Here is a 15,964-nt window from a genome sequence, read left to right on the forward strand (position 1 = left end):
GTGTCGAACCGGCCGCCCAGCGCCAGGGTCGCCGAGGTGGCCACGACGGTGCGTTCGTCGTACAGGTGGGTGGCGAGGGTGCCGGCCACCGACAGCGGCGCGACCACCAGTGCCCGGCGGTTGCCGCTGTCGTTCTTCTCCACCCAGGCCACGTCGTGGTCGCCCTCCTCCAGTAGCCGCTGCGCGGTGGTGGAGAGCTCGTCCAGGGCGGCCTTGGCCTGCTGCTTGCGGACCGGGTCGGGGTCGTCGGCCTTGATGTCGCCGATCGCGTCCAGGGCGGAGCGGGTCGCCGCGTCGAGCAGCGTGCACGCCTCCCGCAGCGGCGTCGGCAGCCCCGCGGTGATCCGCCCGGCCGGCGCCTCGGCCAGCCCGACCGCCAAGGCGTCACCGGCGGCGGTGAGCGCCTCGGCGGTCTCCGGGCGCAGCAGCGTACGAGCCCGCCGGGTGGTCCGGTCGATCAGCTCCGGCACCAGCTCCGCCTGGGCGGCGGAGGAGACCCGGTCGGCCAGCTCGTGCGCCTCGTCGACGATGAGCAGCTTGTGTGGCGGCACGATGTGCCGGTCGGCGAGCATGTCGACCGCGAGCAGGCTGTGGTTGGTCACCACGATGTCGGCCTCCCGGGCGCGGGCCCGCGACGCCTCGGCGAAGCACTCCTGCCCGAACGGGCAACGGGCCGCGCCGACGCACTCGCGGGCCGGCATCGACACCAGCCGCCAGGCCTGGTCGTCGACGCCCGGGTCCAGCTCGTCCCGGTCGCCGGTGGCGGTCTTCTCCGCCCAGTCGCGCAGCCGCTCGACCTGCTTGCCCAGCCGGCCCGCCTCACCGAGCCACTTCGTCCCGCCGCCGGGGCGCGCCGCGGGGGCGTCGAAGAGGGTGTCCTCCGGTTCCTCCTCGGTGGAGTTGTCCAGTCGGGCGAGGCAGAGGTAGTGGTGGCGGCCCTTGAGCACGGCGAAGGTGGGCCGACGGCCGAGCACCGGCTCGACCGCGTCGGCGAGCCGGGGCAGGTCGTGGTCGACCAGCTGGGACTGCAACGCCAGAGTGGCCGTGGAGACCACCACCGGGCCGTCCACAGTGAGCGCCGGCGCGAGGTAGGCCAGCGACTTGCCGGTGCCGGTGCCCGCCTGCACGAGCAGATGCTCGCCGCCGGCCACGCACTCCTCGATCGCCGTGGTCATCTGCAGTTGGCCGGGACGCTCCGCGCCGCCGGGCACCGCGCCGACCGCCGCCGCCAGCAGCTCGGTGCCACTGGGTCGGGCACCCCGCCGCCGGCCCTTGGCACGGGCCGACGGGGTGGCGGAACCGGTGGCGGTGCGGGGCGGAGTCACCGTGCGACGGTACCCGGCGCCGCCGACACCGGCCGCGCCCATCCGCCGCGTGGCGCGACGCCGACCGGGGCGGGCGGTGCGGCCGACCGCGTCCGGTTACGGCCGTGCTACGACGCGTGGGCAGTATCGGTTAGGGTGCGAATCATGCCGAGCGACATGGTCCGCGTGATCTACCGCAAGTACGACGGCAGCGCCCACCGCGACTACCCGGCCCGCCGGCTCGCCGAGGACGATCTCGGCATCTGGCTCGGCGTGCCCGAGGGCACCGAGTCGGTCTACCACGGCCGGCCCTCGGTGGAGAAGATCCCGTTCGTGCTGTTGGTGCCACACCGCGCCTGGTGGACGGCCATGTTCAACCCCCCGCCCCGCACCAGCGAGGTCTACTGCGACATCACGACCCCGGCCCGTTGGGAGTCCGACGACACCGTCCACCTGATCGACCTGGATCTGGACGTCGTCCGGCGGCGGGCCACCGGCCTGGTGGAGCTGCTCGACGAGGACGAGTTCGCCGAGCACCGGGCCCGGTTCGGCTACCCGGACGACGTGGTGGCCGAGGCCGAGGCCGCGGCACAGCGGCTGTTCGGGGCCCTGGGTGACGGCACCGAGCCGTTCGCCACCGCGTACCGCAAGTGGTTGGCCCTGGTGGTCTGAGACCACACGCCCGGTCGGGCCGGCTCACCAGCGTGGCGGCCAGCCGTCGTCGGCGTCCAGCGGCCGCAGGTCGGTCAGCTTCTCCGGGTTGAGCTGGTTGTAGATGGCGGTGATCCGGCCCTGGTCCACGGCGAACGCGGTGACCAGGCGGATCGGTCGCCCGTCGCTGTGCGTCGTCTCCAGCTGTAGGCCGAGAACGCCGTCGACGAGCACGGGCCGAGCCAGCACCCGGTCGAGGTACCGACCGGTCCGGCCGAACAGGCCGAGCGTGAGGCGAGCCACGGAGCCCGCGCCGAGCACGGGCCAGCGGGCTGCCGGGAAGTGCCCGCCCGAGTCACCGACGAAGACCACGTCCGGCGCGAGCACCTGAAGCAGCTGGTCCAGCTCGCCGGACTCGGTGGCGGCGACGAACGCCTTGAGCACCCGGCGTTGCTCGGCCGGGTCGGCGGTGTGCCGGGGCACGTCCGGCGAGGTGACCGCCCGTCGGGCCCGGGAGGCGAGCTGCCGGGCCGCCACCTCGGTGGTGCCGAGCACACCCGCGACCCGCGCGAACGGCAGCGCGAACACGTCGTGCAGCACGAGGGCGACCCGCTGCTCCGGCGCGAGCCGCTCCAGCACCACCAGCAGCGCCGTGCCGACCTGGTCGGTGCGGACCGCCCGCTCCGCCGGGTCGGGCGCGTAGCCGTCGGCCGTCGGCCGGCCGCCCAGCGGGCTCACCACCGGCTCCGGCAGCCACTGCCCCGGGTACGCCTCCCGGCGGACCCGGGCCGAGCGGAGCACGTCCAGGCAGATCCGAGCGCAGGTAGTGGTCAGCCACGCGGACAGGTCCCGGATCTCGGCGCGGGCCGCCGGCTCGGCCAGTGCCCCGGCGTAGCGCAGCCAGGTCTCCTGCACCGCGTCCTCCGCCTCGCTGCGGCTGCCCAACATCCGGTGGGCCACCGCGAGCAGTCGGCCCCGCTCGGCCTCGAACTCCGTCGCCAACTCCCGCACGACCCACCACCCCTTCCGGTCGGCGTCCCGGCCTACATCCTCCCGCCGAGTCGACCCGCCGGCAGCCCCGAAACGGCCCGGTGGACCGGCGCCTGCCGTGGGCGGAGGTCGGTCGGTGCCGATCAGCAGGCCCAGGTCCGGAGGTGGCTCTCGGCGGGCGGAACAGCGGTGGGTGGGCGATGATCCGTGCATGAGCGCACCCGAGCAAGGGCAGATCGTGGCACCGGACGGCGCTTCCGTGCGGGACCTGCTGCGGGTCACCGCGCCGGTGGACCTCGGCGCGATCGACCCGCGGTCCATGCCCGGCCTGCCGGAGCCCGCGGGCCGTGGTGAGCACCGTAAGACCTGGGCGCGGGAGCAGGTGGAGCTGGTCGGCGAGGAGTTGGGCCGGCAGCAGGAGATGCTCTTCGCGATGGCCAAGACCGGGTCGGAGCAGCCGGCGCACCGGGTGCTGCTGGTGCTCCAGGCCATGGACTGCGGCGGCAAGGACGGCACGATCAAGCGGGTGGCCGGCGCGATGAACCCGCTGGGCCTGCACATCCGCTCGTTCGGGCCGCCGACCCGCCAGGAGCTGCGGCACGACTTCCTCTGGCGGATCCGCCGGGAGCTGCCGCCGCCGGGGTACGTGGGGATGTTCAACCGTTCGCACTACGAGGACGTGTTGATCGCCCGGGTCGGCTCGCTGGTGCCGGAGACGACCTGGCGAGCCCGCTATGACGAAATCAACTCGTTCGAGCGGGAGCTGACCGAGGGCCGCGTCACCCTGATCAAGGTGATGCTGCACATCTCGTACGACGAGCAGGGCAAGCGCCTGCTGGACCGGCTCACCGACCCCCGCAAGCACTGGAAGTACAACCCCTCCGACATCGACTCGCGGGGGCACTGGGACGACTACCAGGCCGCGTACGCCGAGGCCCTGAGCCGGTGCGGCACGGACGCCGCGCCCTGGTTCGTGGTGCCGGCGGACCGCAAGTGGTACCGGGACTGGGCGGTGGCCCACCTGCTGCGTGAGACGTTCGACACTCTCGATCTGGGGTATCCGGCTGCCGATTTCGACGTGGCGCGGGAGCGGAAGCGGCTGTTGGCTGGGGGAGTGGGTGCGGGTGGGGCGGCCGAGATGAACGGCAGGTGAACGACCGGTGAATGGTGCCTGGCCAGGGGTGGGCCGGCGAATTCCCGGTTCTGCCGTTTTCTAGCATTCACCGAGCGGGCGCTCTCGGGCGCCGCCACCCTTCCACCGACGCGACGAGGTCTGTGCTGTGAAGTTTTCCTTCCGCCCCACCGAGGGCGCCTTCTACGAGCTCTTCACCAGGGCCGCGCAGAACCTGGTCCGGGGCACCGCGCTGCTCAACGAGCTGGCCCTGCCCGGCGTGGACGTGCAGTCCGTCAGCGAGCGGCTGACCGAGGTCGAGCACGACAGCGACCAGATCACCCACGATCTGTACAAGAAGATCAACTCGACCTTCATCACCCCCTTCGACCGGGAGGACATCTACCGGCTCGGTTCGCTGCTGGACGACGTGATGGACCACCTGGAAGCGGTCGGCGACCTGCTCTACCTGTACGGGCTGACCGAGCTTCCGGCGCTGCCCCGCGAGCTGCACGAGATGGTCAACGTGCTCGACCAGCAGGCCAAGCTGACCGCCGACGCGATGCCCCGGCTGAAGTCGATGAAGGATCTCGAGGACTACTGGATCGAGTGCAACCGGCTGGAGAACGAGGGCGACCGGATCAACCGGCAGCTGCTCGTCCGGCTCTTCTCCGGTGAGTACGACGCGTTGACGGTGCTGAAGATGAAGGAGGTCGCCGACGAGCTGGAGGCCGCCTGCGACGCCTTCGAGCACGTGGCGAACACCGTCGAGACCATCGCCGTCAAGGAGTCCTGAGCCGGTGTCCCCTGAACTCATCGCCGTGCTGGCGGTGATCGCGGTGGCCTTGGCGTTCGACTACACCAACGGCTTCCACGACGCCGCCAACGCGATCGCGACAAGCGTCTCCACCCGGGCGCTGACACCCCGGATCGCCCTCGGGCTCGCCGCGGTCGGCAACTTCGTCGGCGCCCACTTCGGCGCCGGTGTGGCCAAGACGGTCGGCGACGGCCTGGTCACCCTCCCCACCGGGGTCGCCAGCCTCGGGGTGGTCTTCGCCGGTGTGCTCGGCGCCATCGCCTGGAACCTGATCACCTGGTACTTCGGTCTGCCCTCGTCGTCCTCACACGCGCTCTTCGGCGGCCTGGTCGGCGCGACCCTGCTCTCCACGGGCGGCATCGTGCAGTGGGTCACCATCGGCGAGAAGGTCCTCCTGCCGATGGTGCTCTCGCCGATCGTCGGCCTCACCCTCGGCTATGTGCTGATGCTGGCCATCCTCTGGCTGTTCCGAAAGGGGCAGCCGGGCAAGCTCAACCGGGGCTTCCGCTGGGCGCAGACCGCCTCGGCGGCCGCCATGTCGGTCGGTCACGGCATGCAGGACGCCGCGAAGACCATGGGCATCGTGGTTCTCGCCCTCTACACGGGCGGGTTCCAGGACGACAAGACCCACATCCCCGGCTGGGTGTTCTGGACCTCGGCCACGATGCTCGCCCTGGGTACCTACGCCGGCGGTTGGCGGATCATCCGCACCCTCGGCCGTAAGATCATCGACCTGGGCCCGCCGGAGGGCTTCGCCGCCGAGACGGTGGCGAGTGCGGTGCTCTACTTCAACGCCCTGGTGCTGAAGGCACCGATCTCGACCACTCACACCATCACCTCGGCGATCATGGGCGTGGGCGCGACCAAGCGGCTGTCCGCAGTCCGCTGGAACGTCGCCGGCAACATCGTGATCGCCTGGATCGTCACGTTCCCTGCCGCCGCGCTGATCGCGTGCGTCACGTACCTGCTGGTCCGGCCGCTCTTCGGCTGACCCGCCTGTCGGTCCACGCGGCTTGAGGGGTTCCCTTCCCGACGTCTCACGTTGGGAAGGGAACCCCTCCTGCGCTTCGTGCCGGACGCGAAAGTGGTGCCAAACGACGGGACGGGTGACCGTCTGTCGCCGGCCGCGCCGCAGACAGGTCGAGGTGAGGTGTCGCCTTAGGCTGCCACCTCACGCCCCGGCGCTGCGGTCTCCTCCAGGTCGGCGCTCGCCGACCGCAGTCCGGTGCGCGGAAGCCAGCCCATCTCTGCGGCGCGGGTGCCGGCTTGGAATCGGCTGCGGGCGCCAAGCCGATGCATCAGCGCAGCCATCGATCGCCGTACGGTTCGGACCGAGCAGAGCAGCCGACGGGCGGTGCTCTCATCGGTATGGCCCTCGGCGAGTAGCTGCAACATCGCACGTTCGAACGGCGTCACGCTGGACCGCGTCACATCGTCGGGGTTGTCGACGGGAAGACCGACCGACCATACCCATTCGAATAGAGCCAACGCCAACGCCACCGCGCCAGGGGCACGCAACTCCAGTGCCCCGGTCGGCTCGTCCGGCAAGCCAGCCGGCACGAGGGCTACCTCGCCATCGACGACGAGCATGAGCTGCGGCACTTCCGGCACGGTGGCCAACTGAACTCCGGCACACGTGAGCGACTGAAGAAGCGTCATCGCCTGCGCATCGCTGCGTACCTTGTGGTGATGGATGGTGCGAACCGTCAGCCCACGCCGTGCCGCGGCCCTGCCGGCCTCTAGTCCCACCGAAGCTGGGGTGGACGAATCGTCAGGTGACAAGATCAAAAGATCTTCGCGGGCCCACGATGCCAGCTGTGTTATTCGCATCCTGACCTGGTCGACGCCCCTGACGTGGAAGCCGATGTCGCCGCCGCGCTCAGTGTCGCGATAGCTCAGCAATGCGGCGAAGGCGAGCCGGGTGGTGGCCAGCCGCTGCCGCTGCCGTTCGATGTCGTCCTCCGCCCTGGCCAGGAGGTCCCCCATGCATGTCTCGGGGGCAACTGCCACGGGCCGTGGCGGCCTGCTAGGCGCCATTCGGACCAGATGGTCGCCAATGAGGCTGTTTATGGACGCACTCACCACGCTTTCGGTCATCCCGAGCAGAGTGGCGATCTCACCAACGCTGCTAGTTGGGCTTGCCAACAGGGCCCGGTAGACCGCATTGGTACGCGACTCATGACTCGTATCCCCCGGCACGTCTGCTCCCCGTGATTGAACGTGCGCGGCGTCGTGGCTGACGCCAGATCAAGATGGACGACACTGTATATCGACTTCCGCGATGCACAAGCCCGGAAGTGCGGTTGGCATCAGGTTGCCAGACACGTTGGTGCCAGCGGGTGCCTCTGGTGGCAAAGGCCGGTGCGCGGCAGATTGATCCTGGGCTTCAGACACGCCCTCAACGGCCCGAATGGGGATCCGATGATCACCCTTACCATCATCGCTGCCACGTTCACCGTGGCCGGTGCGCTCTTGCTGGGAGTGGCTGGCATCGCTCATCTGTCTCATCTTGGCCGCCTACGTGCCGTGCTGAACCGGCAGCGTTTGTTCCCCGCATGGTCGACGAAGGTGGTGGCTGTTGGGCTGACCGTGACAGAGTTGGGCGTCGCTGGTCTCGTGGTGACGACCATGGTCGTGGGAGTTCCCTCGATCGTTGTCGCGGCGCTGGCCCAGGCGGCGCTATTTGCCGCATTGGCTGTCTATGCGGGACTTCTCCGGTGGCTGGCTCCGGGTGTGGCATGTGGGTGCACGTCGGGGGATGAGCCGGCGAGCTTTGCCGTGGTCGCCAGCAATGCCGCAATTGCCGTCGCGTCCGCTGGATCGGCCGTCCTATTGAATCAGGACAACAATGGCGTCAACGCCGCAACCCGGGCAATGATCTTCGCTGCGGCATTTGCCGTGGCTGTCGTGCTGCCCATTCTCCGCAACGGTGCCCGGCCCCTTCAGGAGGCTCGATGAGATTCGCCCTGCGTACCCGACTGCACGCCGCTCTCGCGGCGGTCCTCCTCCCAGCTGCTACGGCGACCTTTGTGTTCGTCGCCTCGCCGGCGGCCCAGGCTGACTGCGCCGGCCGAGGTAATCCCACCTACCTCCAGCTACGCAACAGTGCTGGTATTGAAATCGCCTACGAGCTTTACCAGTACGCCTCGACCTGTGACGGAGACAGCGAGTATCGGGGGAAGGTCAAGGACTCTTACACCGACGGAAGCTGCGCCTACACGTACTACTACGACACGTCCCGGACCACCCATGGCATTTCGTGTACGACGGGCGGGTGGTCCAACTACACGTTCTGGGACCGGCAGAGCAACTCCAGCGCTTCAGTGGAGTTGGCGGTCGACTACCGGTCGACGGGACGCCAGTCCACCTGGGGCTTCTGACCCGTTCAGGTCGACCTTGACGAAGGGCACGCAATGAGGAGATTGCCACGCATCATCCCGGTGGTGCTCGCCGCCGCTCTCGCAGCGCTCGTATACGCCGTCGCGAGTGGGGTCGCGGTTGCGACGCCGGTGAACGCCAAGGGTCTGCCTGACCTGCGGGAACGGGTGCGCGTCGCCGCGCAGGGATACGACGTCACTGACATCGCCGACTACCACCGCCGCGCCAACCAGTACATGGGCGAATGCATGCAGAGCGCGGGCTTCCAGTATGTGGCGCACACCCCGCCCACCGATCCCAGGCTCAGCCTCGGCTTGACCGAGGCGCAGTTCACGCAACGGTACGGCTTCGGGATATCCACTCTGATTGACCACCCGGCCAGTGGCCAACGGACCGATCCCAACCTGGCCGTCGAAGCACTACTCGACCCTGCGCGGCAGCGTGCCTACGCCAAGGCGAGAGGGGCCTGCGAGCAGCGACGTGACGACGCGGTCGGCGATCCACCGGGCGTGATGCGGGGTCCCGCAGCCGAGGGGGCGGAGTTGACCCGGGTGAGCGACCAAGCGAACGCAGACCCACGCATTGCCGCCGCCAAGGACGAGTACGCGCGTTGCATGACCGGCAAGGGCTTCACTGTTCGATCGGGTGAGGATCTCAGCGGACCGATACACCTGCAGGTCGAGCCGTATCGGCAGGCGTTCGACACGCTCGTCGCCGAGTACACCGCCAGTGGAAGGGACGTCGCCGTGTTGCGGGTCGCCGACGTGCTCGACGAGGGGCAACTCGCCCGGCTACGCCATATCCAGCAGGCTGAACTGCAGGGGGCTGCGGCAGACGGGGCATGTGGCCGGTGGCTCTATCCCGTCGCGCAGGTCGTACACCGCGAGTACCTGGACCGCTATCTGGCTGGTAAGGAGTAGTCAGCTCTACGTCCAGTCGCCAGCTCCGGACCGTCGTGTCACACGGCGGACCGGAGCTGCGCTCGTCTCGGCTGGTGGCCGGTCGAACCACTCAACCCAAATCAATCCCAGATGCGTTTATCAGGTTGAGGGTTGTGACAGGAGGTTGTCGTATGAGCCGTGCCGACCGCTACTCGGGTTTCCGGGAGTTCGCGGACGCCAACGGTGCCGCCCTGTCACGGGCCGCCTATCTACTCACCGGCGATCACCAAGCGGCCGAGGACCTGCTGCAGGAGGCGCTCGCTCGTACAGCGATGCACTGGTTACGGGTGGAAGCCGGCGGGAACCCGGCCGCGTACGTCCGGAAGGCGATGCTCAATCAGATGCGCTCGTGGCGGCGCCGCCGTACCCATGGCGAACTCCTTGGCGGAGCACCTGATCGGCCCGCCCGGGGCGATGTGGCGCACGAGGTCGCCCAACGTGAAGTGTTGGCCGCGGCCCTGGCGTCCCTGCCGCCGAGGCAGCGCGCCGTGCTGTTCCTCAGGTACTACGAGGACCTGTCCGAGGTCGAGACTGCACACCGACTCGGCTGTGCCGTCGGAACCGTCAAACGGCACAGCCACGACGCCCTTGTCACCCTGCGCCGGCTCAGCCCCGGTCTGTCCAATCAGTCCACCACTGCGGAGGAGGCTCAGTGAACGACGACTTCCGCAACGTCTACCGGGAGTTGGCCGACGACGCCCGGAACTACTCCGACCCGGAGCGCGCATTGGCAGTGGGACGCCGTAGGCGACGAACCCTGCTTGCCGCTCCCGCATTGGCGGTCGCGGTAGCCGTTGTCGCCGTCGGCACCTGGGTGACAGTGCGTCCGTCCGTACCCACGGGCACGCCCGGCAACCAGGCGACCGAGGTGACGACAGCGGCCTCCTCGCCGGTGCCGACGCTCAGCCCTCCTCCGACCGCACCCGCCCTGCCGCCCGGAGCGGTGGGTCGGGCCAGCTTCGCCTATGCGGGGTGCCGGTCGGGTTGCCCGGGGCTTGCGGTGGTGGGCGACCGTCAGTTCATCATCCCCGGCCAGGAACGGAACCCGGGGTCGTCTGCCATGCTGCTGAGCTTGTCGCCAGACGGTCGTTGGCTCGGTTATCCGGCGGGCGACGGCTACGTGGTACGCGACCTCACCGGCACCCGGACGATGGCCTTCCCGCCGTCCGAAAGCGGCCGGCGCACGGCCGCGTGGTTCTGGTCCGCAGACTCGAAACGCCTATTGGTAAGTGACTTCCGCGAGGGTAATGACAACACCTACACACTCGTGGACGTTCTCACCGGCAGCAGGACTCCGGCCGTGATGCCGGCCGCTGGTACCCCCCTCGCGTTGACCAATGAGGGTGAGATCGTGTCCCGTGCGCGCGACCAGCAACCCGAGCCCGTACGGGTGCTGACGCTCACGGTCTCTGCCATCGGCGATGCGACCGGGCGAAGTGTCACCATCGACGCCTCGGCGATCCTTGCCCAGAATGAGAGTCTCCTCCCAGGGTCGGTCCTCGTGGACCCCGACGCCGGCGGATACCTCCTCGGGGTGGGCACCGCCGATGGCATCTCCACCGGAGTGTTGCGGGTGGCCGCCGACGGACGTGTCGTTGAGCGCGTCGTCGACCTGCCCCGCGACACCCGCAACCGCGAGTTCTGGAACGTTCTCGGCGTCAACGGTGACGGCCTGCTGCTCAGTCGGCAGACCAACGACACCGGTCGGCAAGCCACAACAGTGGTGGCGGTGACCGGTAAGGCTCTGCGGGACCTTGTCGCTCTGCCACACGAGTCAATCGTGGCCGTGCCAGGCGCTTCTGCACGCTGACGGCGGCATCAAGCTGTCTGGCAACTTGGTGCCGCATCGACCCGATGACACGGGGACGGCCAGCCGCAATGCTTCCTGACAGGTACGGAGTGCCTGTATCCGTCAGGAGGCCGACATGGATCTCGTCACAGCGGCGCTTGTCCTCACATGGGTCGTCCTTGTGCTGATTGCGCTTGGGCTCGCCGGCATGATGCGGCAACTGCGCGACGTGCAGGCTGCCGTGCACGGACATCCGAGCGGGCGCTCGGGCGCGCGTCTCGCCCCGCCGACCGTACGACCTCGAGAGGGCGCGCAGTTCGCTCTGATATTGCTCGTCGATGACAACTGTTCGGCTTGCGCCGAGGTCGCACCTGCGTTCGCCGCGAGTGTCAGACATCTACCGGCGCATATCGAACCGGTCATGCTTGGTTATGACAACAGCACTCGCTACGCCGGAATGGATGCTCGCTTCGTCGCGGACAGCACGGCCTACCACCATCTCGACCCAGGGTGGCGCCCAGCCCTCGTCCTGATCTCCGCTGAGGGCGCCGTGCTACTCGCCGAGCCGGTCGGGTCCGCTGATGCGCTTCGAACTGTGGCAGAGCACGTCGCCGGAAGCCGCTTCGCTCAGGCCCCTTCGGCATGACGATCGTCGAGCCACCGACGCCTCGCAGCCCCCGTGCTGTCCTCGGGCCGGTGACCCACCCCTGGACAGTAGCTGTGGTCCTGATGCTCATTGCGGTTGCGGACGCGGCCCTTGTGTCCGCTGGCGCTCTTCCTGTTCTTTCCGCTTGGGTGGTGCTCGCATTGGCTGCGGGATACTCAATATCGGGCTCGGTTTGAAGTTTCAACTCGGCCATGTTGCTGAGCTCGTCGGTCTGGCGAGACAACGCGCGTTGGTGGTTCTCAGGCGGTCTGTTGTTGGGCGGTCTCACGACCGCCGCCGTCGCAGTCGTGGTGGGATCCCTGGTGCGACCGGTGGTGCCTACCGTGTTGGCCGCCATGCTCATGGGTGGGCTGTTCCTCGTCGTCGCCGGACAAGAGTTCGGGCTTTACCGTCTTCGGTTACCGCAAAACGCCCGGCAGGTGCCACAGACGATCGTCACAGCGGACAGCAGGTATGGACCGCTGCAGTTCGGCTTCGAGATGGGAACAGGCGTCCGGACGTACATGACGTCGGGTCTTCCCCACATCCTGGTCCTGGGCCTGCTCCTGCTTGTGCCCTGGGATGTCGCGTTGGTCAGCGGCATCGCCTTTGGTGGGGGGCGCGCCTGGATGGCTCTCTCGCGGCTTTGGCACGGCGATGTCGATGCCTGGGATTACGCACAACGTAGGTACGACCGTCTGACCCGGATCGTCTTGACTGTCGGCACCGGCGCCTTGCTGGTGGCGATCCTGCTTATCGCCGGCAGGTGAAAGTCCGGGCCTTCGATTCACAGCGGCATCCGTTCAACGAGAGGAGCTTGACAATGGAGGTCGGAATGGCGCCCAGACGTCGACCCGATGCCTTGCCCCGATTTCAGACCGCCAGCGGCGCAGTAGTGACCATCGATGCGCCCGGATACGATCTGGGGCATCCGTGGCTTGGGGCGTTCCGCGTTCAGGTCGCTCGCCAGTACGCAGCCACCGCGCCGGGACTTCAGGAACGCTTTTTCCAAGTGGCGCCGGTGGGCAACTGCGGACCCATCATCGAGCGCGATTTGAGGGGCCGCGTCACAGACGAGCTTTCGTTCGCCGGTGGTCGTTTCATCGTCGCTCGCAGTGCCGTCGACGACCGGGTGCTGATGGCCTGGCAGGGCCAGTGGCACGAGGTGTTCGACTTCGTCAACGACGGCGCGATCTCACTCGCCCACGCTCTTGGCCGATTCGATCGGCTGACTTTCACGGACAGCCCCTTGGGGGTTCGAGTTGGTGTGGGCAGCGTGCCAAAGGAAAGTATCTCCGCCGAGCGGGTCTACAAGCGCATCCCGGGAGTCGGCGACATAACCATCATCCCGGCCGTAAATGCGACCGAGTTGGTGCCCCGCTGGCGCGGCGCGACCACCCGTTCCGGAGAGACCTGGCGTAAGAACGTTGACACCAGCGAGGGCGGCAGTGGGTCGGTGCTGCTGCACGCCTCGGCTGCCGCTTTCACCGTGCTGCAGCCGGACGTGCCGGGTGAGGTAGGGGATCGACAGCTCGCCTTCCTCGACGAGTTGGTAAAGATCGCCTGGGATCCTGCGTGACGCTTCCGAAATCGAAAGGACAGTGGCCAATGTCTCTGCTGGATCAGACAATCCCTGATGCCGACACTGCACCGCAACTCGCCACGGCGAGCTTGGTTGGTACGCGACTTCGGCGTGCTGCAGCCACCCGGAGAACAGTTCTTCGATCGATGCTAGGTGCTGGCATGGCGGTGGGCGTCAGCGCGATCGCGTTGCTGCCGGGTGCCCGTCGAGCCAACGCGGGTTGGTACTCCACCTACCCGACCCACACGACTTGTAGCGCATCCGGCTTCAGTGGCAGCAATTGTGTCGGTGGACCGATCAGTTCCTCATACTGCAATGGTCGAGGATTCCATCGCGACGATTCTCTCAAGTCAGGCTGTGACTACGTCGACTACCGAGTAGAGCTATACAGCTGTAACCAGAAGAACGCGTGGATCTGGAACGGTGGCGGAGGCCACTTCCGGTGCTCTGACGGCCGAAACGTCTATAACTACTGCGGTGATACTGGCAACTACCTGTCGATTTGCAAAACTTTTCTGTGACTCTCGGGCAGGCCGGGCATCGCACTTCTGGACCCCGACCGCCGCCTAGTTACGGCGGTCGGGGTACTACCCCTCACTCGTATCGGACGCCGATCTGCTCGCGGACCGTGTCCAGCAGGGCCATCACCTCAAGGGTCGTGGCGTGCGGCACCACCGGGCTCTCGGTCAGGCCGGCGGTCAGGCAGCGCTGCACCTCGATCGCCTCGTACTGGTAGCCGTTGCCGGCCCCGTCGGCGACGATCGTCTCCGGCTCAGCGCCGGCCCGGTGCAGGGTCACCGAACCCGGCCGGAAGAACGGCTCCGGCAGGTCGATCCGCCCCGTGGTGCCGGTGACCGAGGCGGTCTGCCCGCTCAACCCGACCATGCCGCAGCTCAGGGTCGCCAGGGCTCCGGTGTCGTAGCCGAACAGCATGCCGGTGTTCTCGTCAGTCCCCTCCGGGCCGAGCTGCGCCCAGGATTTGATGTGCTGCGGCACCCCGAGCAGCAGGTGGGCCAGGCTGATCGGGTAGATCCCCAGGTCGAGCAGGGCGCCCCCGCCCAGCGCCGCGTTGCGCATCCGGTGCTCCGGCGGGAACGGCCCGGCCACCCCGAAGTCGGCCCGCACGCCGGTCACCGTGCCGATCGCCCCGTCCGCGATCAGCTCGACCACCCGCAGGATCATCGGATTCAGCCGCATCCACATGGCCTCCATCAGGAAGACCCCGGCGGCGCGGGCGGTCTCCACCAACTCGGTGCTGGTGGCCAGGTCGAGCGTGAACGGCTTCTCCAACAGCACCGCCCGCCCGGCGGTGAGGCAGGTCATCGCCGCCTCGTAGTGCGCGGAATGCGGAGTCGCCACGTAGATTGCGTCCACCTCCGGATCGGCGGCCAACTCCACCCAGGAGCCGTAGGCGCGCTTCGCGCCGTACGTGTCGGCGAAGCGCCGTGCGCTCTCCGCGGCGCGGGAACCGACCGCGACCAACTCGGCGTCCGGCACCAGCCGGAGGTCTTCGGCGAAACGGCTGGCGATGTGGCCGGTGGCCAGGATGCCCCAACGAGTCATGCCGGAACGCTAGCCGAGTCGGGTGAACCGCCCGCTGCCCGGCCGGCGACCGCGACCACATCCCGACCCGACGCTTCGGGCCTGACGCCCTGATGAGCGTGATGACTCTGAGACATATTGATGCCTCAGAGTCATCATGCTCGCCGACCGAGCCGACCGAGCCGACCGAGCCGACCGAGCCGACCGAGCCGACCGAGCCGACCGGGCCGACCGAGCCGACCGGGCCGACCGGGCCGACCGGGCCGACCGGGCCGACCGGGCCGACCGAGCCGACCGCTCCATCGCCCAGCGCGCGGCCGGCGTTCCCCCGCGGGAACTAGGCTCGCGGGCATGACGATCGACAGTGACGGCTTCGCCGCCCCGGCCGCCCTGGTCGAGCACGCCCGCCGGTTCCAGGCCGAGGGTGGCACCCCGGCGACGCCGCGGGTCGCGGCCACCGTGCTGCTGCTGCGTCCGACCGATGCCGACTTCGAGGTGTACGTCATCCGCCGGGTCGCCGCGATGACCTTCGGCGGGATGTACGCCTTCCCCGGAGGTGGGGTCGACCGCTCCGACTCGGAGGCACACCTGGACTGGGCCGGCCCGACGCCGGACGAGTGGGCGGACCGGCTCGGCGTGGCCCCGCAGGCCGCCCAGGCGGTGGTCTGCGCGGCCGCCCGGGAGGTCTTCGAGGAGGCCGGCGTACTGCTCGCCGGCCCGAACCGGGAGACCGTGGTGGGCGACGTCAGCGGCGACGACTGGGAGGCGGCCCGGCAGGACCTGGAGGGACGGCGGCTGGGCTTCGCGGCGCTGCTCGCCGACCGTCAGCTCACCCTTCGGTCGGACCTCCTGCTGCCGTGGAGCCGGTGGATCACTCCCGAGTTTGAGCCGCGCCGCTTCGACACGTACTTCTTCATCGCCCTGTTGCCGGCGGGCCAACGGACCCGCGACGTCTCCGGCGAGGCCGACCACACCCTGTGGATCCGCCCGGCGGACGCGCTGGCCCGCGCGCAGGCCGGCGAGCTGACCATGCTGCCACCGACCCTGGTCACGCTGGCCCAGGTGGCGGCGGCCGGCGACCTTCCCGGGGTGGCGCGGGCGGCGGCCGATCGAGACGCGGCCAGCCCGGTCACCCCGCGCCTGGACCTGCCCCCGGACGGCGAACCCCGCTTCGTCCTGGGCTGAGCCCTCACACCTCCCCGCAGTCTCGGCC

17 protein-coding genes are annotated in these 15,964 nt (G+C 68.9%); 13 read left to right on the forward strand and 4 right to left on the reverse strand.

Annotation, left to right across the window (positions count from 1 at the left end; genetic code table 11):
- Positions 1 to 1,367, reverse strand: a 1,367-nt coding sequence (locus DLJ58_RS28970) for an ATP-dependent DNA helicase (RefSeq protein ID WP_208741400.1), incomplete at its 3' end; no start/stop codon positions are given.
- A 102-nt stretch (positions 1,368 to 1,469) separates the two neighbouring features.
- Between DLJ58_RS28970 and DLJ58_RS28975 the strand changes: the two genes are divergently transcribed.
- On the forward strand, positions 1,470 to 1,976 hold the full coding sequence (locus DLJ58_RS28975) for a DUF402 domain-containing protein (protein ID WP_124861055.1): 507 nt from the start codon (positions 1,470 to 1,472) through the stop codon (positions 1,974 to 1,976).
- Between the two features lie 24 nt (positions 1,977 to 2,000).
- Here DLJ58_RS28975 and sigJ read toward each other — a convergent pair whose 3' ends face one another.
- Positions 2,001 to 2,966, reverse strand: a complete 966-nt coding sequence (gene sigJ, locus DLJ58_RS28980; protein ID WP_124861057.1) for an RNA polymerase sigma factor SigJ — start codon at positions 2,964 to 2,966, stop codon at positions 2,001 to 2,003.
- Between the two features lie 190 nt (positions 2,967 to 3,156).
- Here sigJ and DLJ58_RS28985 point away from each other — a divergent pair, with 190 nt between their 5' ends.
- The 3 genes from DLJ58_RS28985 to DLJ58_RS28995 all read left to right on the forward strand — a co-directional run bounded on the left by DLJ58_RS28985 (position 3,157) and on the right by DLJ58_RS28995 (position 5,864).
- Positions 3,157 to 4,098, forward strand: coding sequence for a PPK2 family polyphosphate kinase (locus DLJ58_RS28985; protein ID WP_124861059.1), 942 nt, complete (start codon positions 3,157 to 3,159; stop codon positions 4,096 to 4,098).
- Between the two features lie 127 nt (positions 4,099 to 4,225).
- Complete coding sequence (locus DLJ58_RS28990; RefSeq protein ID WP_053655020.1) at positions 4,226 to 4,852, forward strand: DUF47 domain-containing protein; 627 nt, start codon at positions 4,226 to 4,228, stop codon at positions 4,850 to 4,852.
- 4 nt (positions 4,853 to 4,856) lie between these two features.
- Positions 4,857 to 5,864, forward strand: a complete 1,008-nt coding sequence (locus DLJ58_RS28995; protein WP_124861061.1) for an inorganic phosphate transporter — start codon at positions 4,857 to 4,859, stop codon at positions 5,862 to 5,864.
- Between the two features lie 167 nt (positions 5,865 to 6,031).
- On the opposite strand, the gene DLJ58_RS29000 is transcribed toward DLJ58_RS28995, so the two are convergent.
- Entirely contained in the window at positions 6,032 to 6,859 is an 828-nt protein-coding gene (locus tag DLJ58_RS29000; protein ID WP_158629638.1) for a helix-turn-helix transcriptional regulator, read from the reverse strand.
- Positions 6,860 to 7,294: 435 nt separating this feature from the next.
- Here DLJ58_RS29000 and DLJ58_RS29005 point away from each other — a divergent pair, with 435 nt between their 5' ends.
- The 8 genes from DLJ58_RS29005 to DLJ58_RS29045 all read left to right on the forward strand — a co-directional run bounded on the left by DLJ58_RS29005 (position 7,295) and on the right by DLJ58_RS29045 (position 13,206).
- Positions 7,295 to 7,831, forward strand: coding sequence for a MauE/DoxX family redox-associated membrane protein (locus tag DLJ58_RS29005; RefSeq protein ID WP_124861065.1), 537 nt, complete (start codon positions 7,295 to 7,297; stop codon positions 7,829 to 7,831).
- Positions 7,828 to 8,253 (forward strand): hypothetical protein, encoded by a 426-nt coding sequence (locus DLJ58_RS29010; protein ID WP_124861067.1) that lies wholly within the window; start codon positions 7,828 to 7,830, stop codon positions 8,251 to 8,253. The genes DLJ58_RS29005 and DLJ58_RS29010 overlap by 4 nt, the downstream gene beginning before the upstream one ends.
- Positions 8,254 to 8,295: 42 nt before the next feature.
- A complete protein-coding gene (locus tag DLJ58_RS29015) occupies positions 8,296 to 9,171 on the forward strand; it encodes a hypothetical protein (RefSeq protein ID WP_124861070.1) in 876 nt (291 codons plus the stop codon).
- A gap of 152 nt (positions 9,172 to 9,323) precedes the next feature.
- Positions 9,324 to 9,848, forward strand: coding sequence for a SigE family RNA polymerase sigma factor (locus DLJ58_RS29020; RefSeq protein ID WP_124861072.1), 525 nt, complete (start codon positions 9,324 to 9,326; stop codon positions 9,846 to 9,848).
- Positions 9,845 to 11,002 (forward strand): hypothetical protein, encoded by a 1,158-nt coding sequence (locus DLJ58_RS29025; RefSeq protein WP_124861074.1) that lies wholly within the window; start codon positions 9,845 to 9,847, stop codon positions 11,000 to 11,002. Before DLJ58_RS29020 ends, DLJ58_RS29025 begins: the two co-directional genes overlap by 4 nt.
- 115 nt (positions 11,003 to 11,117) lie before the next feature.
- The gene (locus DLJ58_RS29030; protein ID WP_124861076.1) at positions 11,118 to 11,627 is read left to right on the forward strand and encodes a hypothetical protein; all 510 of its coding nucleotides are present in this window, start codon (positions 11,118 to 11,120) and stop codon (positions 11,625 to 11,627) included.
- 212 nt (positions 11,628 to 11,839) lie between these two features.
- Entirely contained in the window at positions 11,840 to 12,397 is a 558-nt protein-coding gene (locus tag DLJ58_RS29040) for a hypothetical protein (protein ID WP_124861080.1), read from the forward strand.
- 125 nt (positions 12,398 to 12,522) lie between these two features.
- Complete coding sequence (locus tag DLJ58_RS29045; RefSeq protein ID WP_124861082.1) at positions 12,523 to 13,206, forward strand: hypothetical protein; 684 nt, start codon at positions 12,523 to 12,525, stop codon at positions 13,204 to 13,206.
- Between the two features lie 597 nt (positions 13,207 to 13,803).
- Here the strand turns inward: DLJ58_RS29045 and DLJ58_RS29055 are convergent.
- Positions 13,804 to 14,772 (reverse strand): Gfo/Idh/MocA family protein, encoded by a 969-nt coding sequence (locus DLJ58_RS29055; protein WP_124861084.1) that lies wholly within the window; start codon positions 14,770 to 14,772, stop codon positions 13,804 to 13,806.
- Between the two features lie 330 nt (positions 14,773 to 15,102).
- Between DLJ58_RS29055 and DLJ58_RS29065 the strand changes: the two genes are divergently transcribed.
- Positions 15,103 to 15,936: an NUDIX hydrolase gene (locus tag DLJ58_RS29065; protein ID WP_124861086.1), complete on the forward strand. Its 834-nt coding sequence runs from the start codon at positions 15,103 to 15,105 to the stop codon at positions 15,934 to 15,936.
- The last annotated feature ends 28 nt before the right edge of the window (positions 15,937 to 15,964 follow it).

Origin of the sequence: Micromonospora arida, assembly GCF_003857035.1 — a bacterium.
Classification (GTDB): domain Bacteria; phylum Actinomycetota; class Actinomycetes; order Mycobacteriales; family Micromonosporaceae; genus Micromonospora; species Micromonospora arida.

Coding starts and splice junctions, on each gene's coding strand:
- DLJ58_RS28975 (WP_124861055.1), top strand. CDS start 1,470: ATGCCGAGCGACATGGTCCGCGTGATCTACCGCAAGTACGACGGCAGC.
- DLJ58_RS28985 (WP_124861059.1), top strand. CDS start 3,157: ATGAGCGCACCCGAGCAAGGGCAGATCGTGGCACCGGACGGCGCTTCC.
- DLJ58_RS29000 (WP_158629638.1), bottom strand. CDS start 6,859: ATGGGGGACCTCCTGGCCAGGGCGGAGGACGACATCGAACGGCAGCGG.
- DLJ58_RS29005 (WP_124861065.1), top strand. CDS start 7,295: ATGATCACCCTTACCATCATCGCTGCCACGTTCACCGTGGCCGGTGCG.
- DLJ58_RS29010 (WP_124861067.1), top strand. CDS start 7,828: ATGAGATTCGCCCTGCGTACCCGACTGCACGCCGCTCTCGCGGCGGTC.
- DLJ58_RS29020 (WP_124861072.1), top strand. CDS start 9,324: ATGAGCCGTGCCGACCGCTACTCGGGTTTCCGGGAGTTCGCGGACGCC.
- DLJ58_RS29030 (WP_124861076.1), top strand. CDS start 11,118: ATGGATCTCGTCACAGCGGCGCTTGTCCTCACATGGGTCGTCCTTGTG.
- DLJ58_RS29040 (WP_124861080.1), top strand. CDS start 11,840: ATGTTGCTGAGCTCGTCGGTCTGGCGAGACAACGCGCGTTGGTGGTTC.
- DLJ58_RS29055 (WP_124861084.1), bottom strand. CDS start 14,772: ATGACTCGTTGGGGCATCCTGGCCACCGGCCACATCGCCAGCCGTTTC.
- DLJ58_RS29065 (WP_124861086.1), top strand. CDS start 15,103: ATGACGATCGACAGTGACGGCTTCGCCGCCCCGGCCGCCCTGGTCGAG.